The sequence below is a fragment of the Vibrio sp. OPT18 genome (assembly GCF_015163615.1).
GTDB lineage: Bacteria > Pseudomonadota > Gammaproteobacteria > Enterobacterales > Vibrionaceae > Vibrio > Vibrio coralliirubri.
Genome location: NZ_JADDYK010000065.1, coordinates 1 through 232, shown reverse-complemented (window position 1 = coordinate 232; position 232 = coordinate 1). Strand labels below are relative to the sequence as shown.

General features: G+C 44.8%; 1 rRNA gene. It reads right to left on the bottom strand.

Going from position 1 to position 232, the window contains the following annotated elements:
- Positions 1-75: ribosomal RNA gene (gene rrf, locus IQQ51_RS18025) — 5S ribosomal RNA — on the bottom strand; the annotation flags it as partial.
- Positions 76-232: the final 157 nt, after the last annotated feature.

Sequence of the window (232 nt, the reverse complement as noted above, 5' to 3'; positions counted from 1 at the left end):
ACCATCGGCGCTATTGTGTTTCACTTCTGAGTTCGGCATGGAATCAGGTGGGTCCACAATGCTATGGTCGCCAAGCAAATTTTAAAATTCGGAAAGCTGTTAAATTCTCTTCAAACTCATTCAAGCGTTTGGTATTTCTTTGAGTCCACAAAACCCCTTGGGTGTTGTATGGTTAAGCCTCACGGGCAATTAGTACAGGTTAGCTCAATGCCTCGCAGCACTTACACACCCT